The following is a 6893-nucleotide window of genomic DNA, read 5'->3' on the forward strand; positions in this document are numbered from 1 at the left end:
AACCGCACTACCTGCTTTCGCCGCTCGTGCAGTTGCTCCAATGTTTGATACCTCGCGTCTTCTTTTTCCATACGGATAAGACACAAAATAACGCTATAAATTCAAACTTTATAAGGTCGTATCTATAAGAGACAGGCTCGTAAGCCCGGTAACGGTGGTTGAGCATGAAGGTCTTGGTCGGGCAATCAAGATGCCGACAACGATAACGTTGCACGCACTTAAACCCGATTTTGCGATGTTGTAGCCGCCACACTGTGGGCAGATGATTTCTTGGTAACAGGCCATGTGGAAACACTGAAGTAGTTAAATCAATTTATTATTTCATCATTCTCATGTTAATTCACATGTTTAACCGGTTACCGTTTTTTGTTAGCAAGTCTAGTTGTATTGGCCAGTCCAGCTACGTTTGCGGTAAATCGTGCTGTTATTATCAACTTTGGAAGTATTGGTGTTGGACTTGATACTGCCGCTATCAAGGCGACTCGGCATCTAATCGGTTTCGCTGTTGCTAATGGCACGGTCGATAATTTTGCTGTCCCCAAGGTATCCGCTGGCACACCAATTCCTATTGAAGGTGGTTTTACAGCTTGTGCAGAAGCCCATTCCATTACCGATGGACGTTTCAATGCTTTTATACAGGAATTGAAATCTATCAAACCAAAGTCCGGAACTGTTTACAGCGTGACGCTTACCGCAACCTGTGATGCACTGCGATAAAGCCTAATCTGTAGCATGTTGAACTGTGAGATTTGATTAGTCAAAAATATTGAAATGCACTAACAGAAAAATCATTTCCACCACGCAGTTACGAACACTTATCACGCCGTAACTGCCTAATGGGTTGATTTTTAGCGCGTAACCACTATCGGCTCTGGCTGTGAGACGTAGCGATTATAAAGAGGCCAAGTTTTTACGTGCAGGTATTTCCGTACCGGTGACTTAATGACCGATACACACAAAGCGATAGAGAACAGACACCAAACCGCCGCATATTCATTTGGATCATTCGTGGTTACGCTGGAAATCCAAGGTCCCATCAAATAATGGAACGCCACAAACCGATAAGAGCCATAAATAATCGGCAAAATAAATGACACCAAGATGTAACTGAGGACGTGCAAGCCCCAATGAAAATTAAATAACCACTCGATTGGATCAGATAACAATCCATTTAAAGGCATTTGCCAAGCGATGTGCCAAGCACCATGCACGGAGCAAACCGCCGGCCCACAAAAACCTTCTATGCCTATATTGCACTTACCCGCCCAGTCAAATGGGTACATTTTAAACAGCAGGAAAATGGTACCCACTGAGCAGAGAGTATAAACTACTGTTTGTATCTTAACTTTGATTTCTTCTGGGATGAAGTATAACGCCACCATATTCACAAAAAACGGCTGGAACGCAACATGCAGATAACCCAGCAGAGTGAGAATCTGGTTGTTGGGGTTATCACATAAATCGATGTAAATATAAGTGGCAGCCTGTAACAGTTCCATTAACGCGAAATACGTTAACGGAATCCACAGTTCTTTTGATTCCCCTTTTTTTGCTATATAAACTGCGGTACTTAGCCCTATAGCAGCTAAAACCCCTGACGCTTCTCCACTCCAACACATAAAAACGACCTTTAATGATTAAAAAGCAAAATTTGTACGAACAAACGATAGCATTCTTGAATTGAATCAATATGCACCAAAAAACGGCTAATTGTATTACGAAGTACCCTATCAAAAAAGGTAAATTAACGATTAACAACTAAGCATTAGATTAGGCATGGCGAGTTGTTCAGCCAGCATTCAGCAATAAAGGCTTATATGTAATGTCAGCGTGCGGAATTCAAACGCTAATAAGCACCATTGATAACTGGGTTACCAAGTCATTCGTGGAGGCTATCTGTAATTTATGGGGGGAAGACATGATGAAATGGTTATTGATGCTCGTATGGTTAAGTGTTGCAGCATGCTCGGTTGAACCTTATGCAACGCATGGATTTTACGATAACCCTGAATCTGCAACAGCAAGGCATGAGATAATCGCGATTGATTCCACGATCCGTCAACTGGACTATGAATACGCAAAAGCAAGCAATGCTATCAGCGTAAATGATGCAGAAAAAGTGTACTTGCAGCCCTTTGAAGATGATCTGCTAAAAAAGCGGGAGGCTATCTCCAAATAGGAATTAAACGAACCAGCATGTAATCAGAAAAAAGAATTAAACGAATCGGCGTGTAATTAGCAAGGCTATCAAAGTTTACCCATACTCCACAGGATTAACCTTGTAAAGTATGGGCAAGCATCAATCACATGACGCATCCCTGTCGATCATTATGGTCATATTGTCATTACTGATGGTGGCGATTGGTAAATCCACCCCCGAACACCATTGTTTTACGGCATCTCTCTTATTTGCCCCGGTAACCAGAAAGGTAACTTGCCCTGAATTACCCAGCGCATTAGCACTGATGGAAACCCGCTCCGGTGGCGGTTTAGGCGAGTTATAAACCGCATGGGTCAATTCATCGGGATTATGCTGATGGCCTGGGAACAAGCTCGCAGTATGGCCATCTTCACCCATACCCAATAAAACAAGGTCGAAGGGCAGGGCATCGGCGACTACTTGCCGATAAGCAATTGCGCCTTGCTCCGGCCCCAGTTCGGCTGGAATATCAAAAATTTGATTTTTGGGGATAGCGACTTGATCCAATACGGCTTGAGCTGCCATGACGCTGTTCCGGTCTTTGTGATCGACGGGCAAGCACCGTTCGTCACCGTGGTATATCCACCAGTTTGCCCAATCCGCTTCGGAATCAGACAACATGCGATAGACTTTTTCCGGCGTAGTGCCGCCCGCCAAAACCAGTTTGAATTTGCCGCGTTCCGCAATGGCTGATTTTGCGGCAACCAAAATTTCTTTACAGGCAGCTTCCGCAACTTGGTCAGAGGTTTCCAGGCAATGCCAAAGATAATCAGGCTTCATATTTACAAGGCTCCGGTGTTAAGGAACTGCGCCAGGACTGGCTTTCTTTATCAAACAAGCGGCGGCTGTCTTCTGGTCCCCACGATCCGGCGGGATAGGTGGCGATATAATCCCGTTCAATTGCCCAAGTTTGCAAGATAGGGTCAACAATACGCCAAGCGTATTCGACTTCATCAAAGCGCAGGAATAATGATCGGTCACCTTTTAATACGTCCAACAATAAGTCTTCGTAGGCATCAATCGCCTTTTCATCGTGGTTACGAAAACTCGCATCCAGGCTGCTGGTGCGTGTGCTCATTTCCAGCCCGGGTTCTTTCACTGTCATTTCGATTCGGATACATTCTTCCGGTTGTATGCCCAACAGTACCCAGTTAGGGTTCATACATTGCACATGGGTATCGCGGAAGAATTGCAGCGGCGGATGGCGGAAACAGATCGAAATCGTTGATTGCGCTTTCGCCATCCGCTTTCCGGTACGCAAATAAAACGGCACACCGCGCCAACGCCAGTTATCAATATACAACTTCATGGCGGCATAAGTCTCTGTCGTGCTGTTGGCTGGGACATTATCTTCTTGCAAATAGCCATTGACCTTTTTACCGTTGACACTGCCTTTGGCATATTGGGCGCGGAACGAATGCCCGTGTACGGCCTCTTTCGGTATCGGCCTGATGGATTTCAACACCTTCACTTTTTCGTCACGCAAGGATTCCGCTTCCATGGAGACGGGCGGTTCCATTGCCACCAAGGTCAGCATTTGCAGCAAATGGCTTTGCAACATATCGCGCATGGCACCGGCGCTGTTGTAATATTCGCCACGGCCCTCAATACCGATTTCCTCGGAATGGGTGATCTGGACATGGTCGATATAGTTGCGATTCCACAACGGTTCCAACATCACGTTCGCAAACCGGAACACCAGCACGTTTTGCACCATGCCTTTGCCCAGGTAGTGGTCGATGCGGTAAATCTGTTCCTCATGCAGGTATTGGCTGATCCGCTTTTGCAAGGCCTGGGCACTGTCCAAGTCGTAGCCGAACGGTTTTTCGATAATCACCCGCCGCCAGCCGTATTCTTCCTCGAATAAGTGGTTGTCGCTCAACAACTCCATCACCTGTGCGAAATCGGCTGGGCTGATGGACAAATAAAACGCGATATTCTTGGAAAACTGCTGGTCTGGGCTGTTGATGAGTTCCGCCAAGGCACTGTAGGCTTCCGCTTCGTGCAGATCACCTCGGTGATAATAAAAGCGTTCGCTAAAGCGTTTGAACACATGTTCGTTCATGTCGCTTTTTACTTTCTGCTCGATCATGTCCCTGAGTTCTTTTAACCAGGTTTTCTGATCCCACGGCCTGCGCCCGATGGCGATAATCCGCGTACCTTCCGGCAATTGATTGGCCGCATCCAGATGATACAACGCGGGCATGAGTTTGATACGGGACAAGTTGCCCGTAGAGCCATAGATAACGTAAGTGCAGGGTTCGGCGTTCATGGTCTAAGTGGGTTACGTTTAAATGAAGAATGAAGTTTGTTATGTACCTACAAGTAAATTCACGTAGGTTGGGGTGAGGTACGAACCCCAACGTTGTGCGTTGGATTGTTTGTTGGGGTTCACAAGTTCACCCCAACCTACATTCAATACGCCGGAAGGGGCATGTTGCCCCATCCGAACGGTTTCAAAGTGGTTCAAAAATAATAACCTCACTAATAAAACGTATGTAACGGGGTTTCAAACCCCGTCCCGCGTTTCACGGGAATAGTTTTAAGGGCAAGAGTAACGATCTTTTAGTTCCTTTATGTAGAAATCTACATTATTTGTAAGTTTCTCCATAACCAAGGGCAAATATTCAGTTACATCGCTAAATATCAAATCGCTTTTAGAATAACTATGATAAGTGGAGAGATACTTGATAATATTATCTTTTTCTGCCTTATCCAAGGTAGCAACTGGATCGAAAGCTTGATGAAGATGAAAGTTAGATAAGTGTATGAGTTTGCAACCATAATTGTAAATTAATTGTTCCCAGCCCCCAAGGTGTGACGCAAGATCTACCATTTTCCTATCAGTTATTCTAATAAACTTTCCTTTTAAGTTTATTTCACCCCATTCTTTGCCATTAGCAGATAGCTCCATAAGCTTGCGAGCACGATTGGGAGTGGTGTCTTCATGCCACAAATAGCTAACACGAATCAATGTGTCCAGTTCTTGACGTAAAAGTCCGATACAGACTGCGTACTTCTTTTGCTCATGTAGTATCTTAAATGAATCTGAATTTTCCACAGACCGCGCCTTGGCCTGTGAGAGAAATTGTTTTGCAGCATTCATTTAGTTGGCTTCCTAACTAAATATAAAAAGCAGGTTCATGGTTAAAAATAGATTTTTTAAATTAATCGGGTTGGTGTTCGCCAAGCTCACTCTAACCTAAGAGTTCTCTCAACGAAAAATATCTCAGTTAAAGTGTTGATGAAAACTTGGTTGTTCATTTGGTTCACTTCTATTTGATCCAGTTCCGGTGCAAAGGTATTTTTGTGTAACAAGATACCTGAGGCAGCCCCATTGTGCGCTCATTTCTTCGCATTTTTCCGAGCGTACAGCAAAAGTTTCTGCACCTGTATAACCCCATGTTTGGCATCTGCTTTTAGCTACAGAGTTAGCTTGTTGCTCATTGCCCGTTGCAATTTCAGCCATCGAACGCTCATATGAGAGCGTGACTGTTGCATCACCACGACTCGCATCGGTTTCTTGCCAATCTTTGACAACTTCTCTCATACAGCCTTGCACCGCAATACTCAACAAGCAGATTAATATTGCCTTATGTTCCATAAAATAATCCCAATGCTTAAACAAACTTATTATAGTTGTTTTATTGTGTTGTTCTATGTGCCTACCGTCAAACTTCCTCGTCTTTCTTTAGTCAATGGGTGGGCGTATGCTGTTCATGTTCGCAAGGGACGATACGATGATGCAAATGGTGGGTAAAAAAACCAAGTAGGGTACGCATTGCGTACCCTACCTAAGCTACACATTATACGTAGACGAAGCCGTCTTTCCGCCATACCCCGTCCAGTCGGTATGGAAAAACTCGCCTCTTGGTCTGTCGGTACGCTCGTACGTGTGCGCCCCGAAATAATCGCGTTGTGCCTGCAATAAATTGGCAGGGAGCCGTTCGGTACGATAGCCGTCGAAATAGGCTAAGGCTGTAGAAAACGCAGGTGTGGGTATGCCCATTTCGATACCGAATATGACCGCTTTGCGCCAGCCTTCTTCGGCTTGCCGCATGGCATCGATAAAAAAATCGGCCATCAACAAGTTTTCAATATCGGGATTAGTTTGGTAAGCCTGTTTAATGTCATTCAAAAACTGGCTGCGGATAATACAGCCGCCGCGCCACATTAAAGCGATTTCGCCGTAGTTGAGGTCGAAGTTGTATTCTGTTGAAGCCTCACGCAGTAAGCGGAAGCCTTGGGCGTAAGAAATAATCTTGGCGGCATATAGAGCATCACGGATGGCATTAATCATGGCTTGTTTATCGCCAGTGAACGTTTGCTTGGGTCTAGCAAGGAATTCGGCAGCTTTGATGCGCTCTGATTTCTGCGCTGATAAACAACGGGCAAACACTGCCTCGCCAATTAACGTTAAAGGTATGCCCAAATCCAGGGCGTTGATGCCTGTCCATTTGCCTGTGCCTTTTTGTCCGGCGGTATCGAGTATTTTATGCAGTAATGGCGAGCCGTCTTCATCTTTATAAGCCAGGATCGCTGCGGTAATTTCGACCAAATATGAGCTGAGTTCGCCTTTATTCCATTCGTCAAAAATAGTGTGCATTTCATCAGCACTCAAGCCCAGCCCCTCAGAGAGCAATTGATAGGCTTCACAGATGATTTGCATATCGCCGTATTCGATGCCGTTATG

9 protein-coding genes are annotated in these 6893 nt (G+C 45.1%); 2 read left to right on the forward strand and 7 right to left on the reverse strand.

The genetic code is table 11. From position 1 onward, the window contains the following. Positions 1-108: 108 nt before the first annotated feature. Positions 109-285, reverse strand: coding sequence for a hypothetical protein (locus ABL924_RS17140; RefSeq protein ID WP_349028315.1), 177 nt, complete (start codon positions 283-285; stop codon positions 109-111). An 81-nt stretch (positions 286-366) separates the two neighbouring features. Here ABL924_RS17140 and ABL924_RS17145 point away from each other — a divergent pair, with 81 nt between their 5' ends. After that, entirely contained in the window at positions 367-717 is a 351-nt protein-coding gene (locus tag ABL924_RS17145) for a hypothetical protein (RefSeq protein ID WP_349028316.1), read from the forward strand. 131 nt (positions 718-848) lie between these two features. On the opposite strand, the gene ABL924_RS17150 is transcribed toward ABL924_RS17145, so the two are convergent. Next, positions 849-1619: a DUF5765 domain-containing protein gene (locus ABL924_RS17150; protein ID WP_349028317.1), complete on the reverse strand. Its 771-nt coding sequence runs from the start codon at positions 1617-1619 to the stop codon at positions 849-851. Between the two features lie 203 nt (positions 1620-1822). On the opposite strand from ABL924_RS17150, the gene ABL924_RS17155 reads away from it, so the two are divergent. Continuing rightward, complete coding sequence (locus ABL924_RS17155; RefSeq protein WP_349028318.1) at positions 1823-2179, forward strand: hypothetical protein; 357 nt, start codon at positions 1823-1825, stop codon at positions 2177-2179. A 120-nt stretch (positions 2180-2299) separates the two neighbouring features. Here the strand turns inward: ABL924_RS17155 and pgl are convergent, their stop codons facing one another. The 5 genes from pgl to gnd all read right to left on the reverse strand — a co-directional run. Beyond that, positions 2300-2980 (reverse strand): 6-phosphogluconolactonase, encoded by a 681-nt coding sequence (pgl, locus tag ABL924_RS17160; RefSeq protein WP_349028319.1) that lies wholly within the window; start codon positions 2978-2980, stop codon positions 2300-2302. Further along, the gene (gene zwf / locus ABL924_RS17165) at positions 2970-4472 is read right to left on the reverse strand and encodes a glucose-6-phosphate dehydrogenase (protein ID WP_349028320.1); all 1503 of its coding nucleotides are present in this window, start codon (positions 4470-4472) and stop codon (positions 2970-2972) included. Before zwf ends, pgl begins: the two co-directional genes overlap by 11 nt. Positions 4473-4742: 270 nt before the next feature. Continuing rightward, a complete protein-coding gene (locus tag ABL924_RS17170; RefSeq protein WP_349028321.1) occupies positions 4743-5306 on the reverse strand; it encodes a hypothetical protein in 564 nt (187 codons plus the stop codon). Positions 5307-5429: 123 nt separating this feature from the next. Then, on the reverse strand, positions 5430-5828 hold the full coding sequence (gene yecR, locus ABL924_RS17175; protein WP_349028322.1) for a YecR family lipoprotein: 399 nt from the start codon (positions 5826-5828) through the stop codon (positions 5430-5432). 171 nt (positions 5829-5999) lie between these two features. Further along, positions 6000-6893, reverse strand: an 894-nt coding sequence (gnd, locus tag ABL924_RS17180) for a decarboxylating NADP(+)-dependent phosphogluconate dehydrogenase (protein WP_349028323.1), incomplete at its 5' end; no start/stop codon positions are given.

This window comes from Methyloglobulus sp. (assembly GCF_040079455.1).
Taxonomy (GTDB): Bacteria; Pseudomonadota; Gammaproteobacteria; order Methylococcales; family Methylomonadaceae; genus Methyloglobulus.